Origin of the sequence: Gluconobacter kondonii (assembly GCF_002723995.1) — a bacterium.
Taxonomy (GTDB): domain Bacteria; phylum Pseudomonadota; class Alphaproteobacteria; order Acetobacterales; family Acetobacteraceae; genus Gluconobacter; species Gluconobacter kondonii.
Genome location: NZ_BEWP01000046.1, coordinates 1 through 3,229, shown reverse-complemented (window position 1 = coordinate 3,229; position 3,229 = coordinate 1). Strand labels below are relative to the sequence as shown.

The window sequence follows — 3,229 nt, the reverse complement described above, 5'->3', positions numbered from 1 at the left end:
TCTACAACATGCGCCGCTTCCTCTTCCTCGAAAGATTGAACGCGAGCGCGTAGTCCTCCCACTGGCGATGGACCGCGATCTGCTCAAAACGCAGAGCGAAAGTCACCCCCGAAACCCTCAATCAAAGCGCCAAAAAACTAAAATCATCAGACAATCGCATCAACAAACAGTTCTTCGATCCCTCCACCTCGTAAGATTGATCTTCGCCACAAAAGTCTGGACGAGCAGCACAACAAATAACATTCACCGATAAGTTCGGATGGTAGCAGGATCCACGTCGAAATGGGGCACCAGTTTGTAATGCCGCCCCCCGAATCTCATCATCTTGCAGCGTCAACTCGAATATTGATTGCGACAACCCCATTTTCCATAAACTGGGCGGAAATCGCTCGAAAGCGCACGCGGGGAAAGCGTTGTTCAGAGAAGCGAATATCTTGTGTCATTTGAACCACCGTTTTCTGGACAACATGCGTAATTTGTTAAGACACCAACCGAACAGCTATGAACAGCCTATCCTTTCGATTGAGTAATGCGTCATCTGGCTATCTCCGGACAAAAATGACGCCTGTTCACACAGTGCCTGCGCCATAAGCAGATGATCAAAGGGATCGCGGTGATGCATGGGTAGGCCCATCAGCACTTTCAGGTGCTCGGGGGTAATCTGCAGAAGCGCGAAACCCTCTGTGGGAATAGCATCGGTGATCTCGATAAGATCTGCATCCAGCTTCCCGATCCGGATCTTGATAGCAATCTCCCAAAGAGAGACAACACTAACCAGAATGTCATGGGCTGGATCTGCAATGATCTCGCGTGATGTAGGCCCCAATTTTTCGGAATCTGACAACCACCATAGCAGTGCATGTGTATCGAGCAGAACCTTCACAGGACCCCATCCATGCTGTCGAGCATATCCTGCGGCGTCTGATCGAAATCATCACTCAGCTTGATCCGCCCGCGCAGCGCACCTGGCTGGCGACGGGGACGATAGGACGGGGACGGTGGGCGCAGTTCGGCCACGATCTCATCATGGGACGTGACCAGAATCGTGCTACCTTGTCGCGCCTGACGAAGGTAGGCGGTCAGATTGCCGCGGAATTCTCTTACGCCGATTTTCAGTGGCTTGCTCTGGCTGCCAGAAAGCTGTTCGCTCATGTGCCCCTCCCTATGTGTCATCATAGCATGTACACATAGGGAGGGAGCAAGCGGCAAACGTAGGAGACGTCACAGGTCCGTCGCCTCCGACAAAGCCAGGGCATCTTCAACATCGACACCCAGATATCGAACCGTGCTGTCCAGCTTGGTGTGACCCAGCAGGATTTGCACCGCACGCAGATTACCTGTGCGCTTATAGATCATCGCGACTTTCGTCCGACGCATGGAATGCGTGCCGTATTCGCCGGGGATTAAGCCAACCGCCTCCACCCACTCGTCCAGCAAACGGGCATATTGCCGCGTGCTCAAATGTGCCTTCGCGCTCAGGCGGCTGGGAAAGACAAAATCCTGGAGTGAGCCACCACGATGCTCCAGCCAGGCGCGGACACTCTCGCGCGTCGTTTCCGTGATTTCGAATTGAACCGGACGCCTGGTTTTCTGTTGCACGATCATCGCGCGGCTCCGGATCTGACCGCTGGTAACGACATCGCCGATGCGCAGCGTCACGAGATCGCAACCTCGGAGTTTACTGTCGAGGGCAAGATCGAACAGCGCTCGATCACGGATCCTGCCCTCATGGACCAGCCAGAAGCGGATGGCCCAGACGTGTTTCTCTTTCAGCGCCCGTTTGGCGCCGACCATTTTGCCAGCGTTCCAGGGGGTTTGGGTTTTCAAGGTGGGTGATGGGAAGCGTATGCCTTGTTCCATGACACGTTCTCCAGAAGGGCTGCATGTATGCAGCCGAGCGGAGAATGCGCTCGGGCGGGAGGAAACGGCATCAGTTCATGGTGATTGCGGACTGTCCGCTTAGGGGCGTGGCGAATGGGAGGCTGTATGTCCGGCATATAGGCGTAAGCGGACCTGCTGCTTTCGCCCTCATCTCAGACGTGGGAGAGCTGCCTCATGCTTCCTCGAAGCGGACGTGGCTCATGTCGCGCGAGGAATAGTCGCCGTCAATCCCGGAGCCGTTCACTTCAGTCATTCCGCTCCGCATCCGCGACGATTCCACTTTGGCTTGAAGGTCCGGATCAACCCTTCTTCTAAACCGGCGACAGGATCGACGGGCAATACGCCATTCAGCCAGAGGGGATCTTCAGGTACAATCACATAAATATCGACGTCTGTGCTGTGAGAAAGCCTTTCCAGAACTGCCTCTCGGATACGACTGGCTGTTCGCAGGTGGAGGGATCGAAGAACCGTTGGTTGATGTGCCTTGGTTCTGATTTCAGGCTTTTGGCGATTTGATTGACGGTTCTTGAGGTCGTTTTCGGTCTGCGTTTTGAGCAGATCAGGGGCTGTCTCTGGCTGGCTACGCGCTCGCGTTCAACCTCTCCAGGAAGCGGAAGCGGCGCATGTTGTAAACGATATTGGCCAGGCCGATCCTCATGGTGGCCCGGGTGATACCGACAGTCCGAATGAAGAGCCCCGTCTGCGATTTCTGATCGGCAAAGACATGCTCGACACGCGACCGGATCACCGACTTCCCTGCGTTGGACCGCTGGATGTGGCGGGGCATGGGCTTGAGATGCGGCTTTTTCCTGTGGACCTTTGAGACAAAGCCCTGCTTTTCCATGAAGTCTTCGTTGGCTTTCGAGCGATAGGCCGTGTCAGCCCAGACTGTTGAGGCCGTATTGGTTTTATCCAGCAAGCCCTCGCGTAGTCTGGCACCGTCACTGGCGGCGGCATCTGTCGCTTTCCATTTCCGGATGAACCTGAACTTCCGGTCGATGGAAATATGCGATTTATAGCCAAAGAACGGGATGGCGAGATCCGTTGACGGGATCGTCCCGTCATCCTGCCGCTTCGCCTTCGTGAACTTCAGCGTCCAGCGCGCATGACGATCCTTGTGCGACAGCTTTGCCCGCTTGTCCTGCCAGTCTTCGGGAATACGACCTGCCCGGAGATCGGCTTTCTCGGCGTTTGTATTGCGCTGCTTTGGAGCAGCCACCAGCGTTGCATCCAGGATCTGGCCCGACATGGGCAGATATCCGGCGTTGCGCAGGGTTGTATCAAAGCGATTGAACAGACCCTCGATCGCTCCCGCCTGGGTCAGGCGTTCACGGAACAGCCAGACCGG

4 protein-coding genes are annotated in these 3,229 nt (G+C 55.6%); all 4 read right to left on the bottom strand.

What is annotated here, in order from left to right:
• Window positions 1-499: 499 nt before the first annotated feature.
• Window positions 500-883, bottom strand: coding sequence for a type II toxin-antitoxin system VapC family toxin (locus tag GKO01_RS15575; RefSeq protein ID WP_077804044.1), 384 nt, complete (start codon window positions 881-883; stop codon window positions 500-502).
• The gene (locus tag GKO01_RS15570; protein WP_167369413.1) at window positions 880-1,176 is read right to left on the bottom strand and encodes a type II toxin-antitoxin system Phd/YefM family antitoxin; all 297 of its coding nucleotides are present in this window, start codon (window positions 1,174-1,176) and stop codon (window positions 880-882) included. The genes GKO01_RS15575 and GKO01_RS15570 overlap by 4 nt, the downstream gene beginning before the upstream one ends.
• Before the next feature lie 45 nt (window positions 1,177-1,221).
• The gene (locus tag GKO01_RS15565; protein ID WP_099287785.1) at window positions 1,222-1,860 is read right to left on the bottom strand and encodes a tyrosine-type recombinase/integrase; all 639 of its coding nucleotides are present in this window, start codon (window positions 1,858-1,860) and stop codon (window positions 1,222-1,224) included.
• A gap of 601 nt (window positions 1,861-2,461) precedes the next feature.
• Window positions 2,462-3,229: transposase (locus GKO01_RS15555; protein ID WP_099287784.1), on the bottom strand; the 768-nt coding region annotated here is incomplete at its 5' end.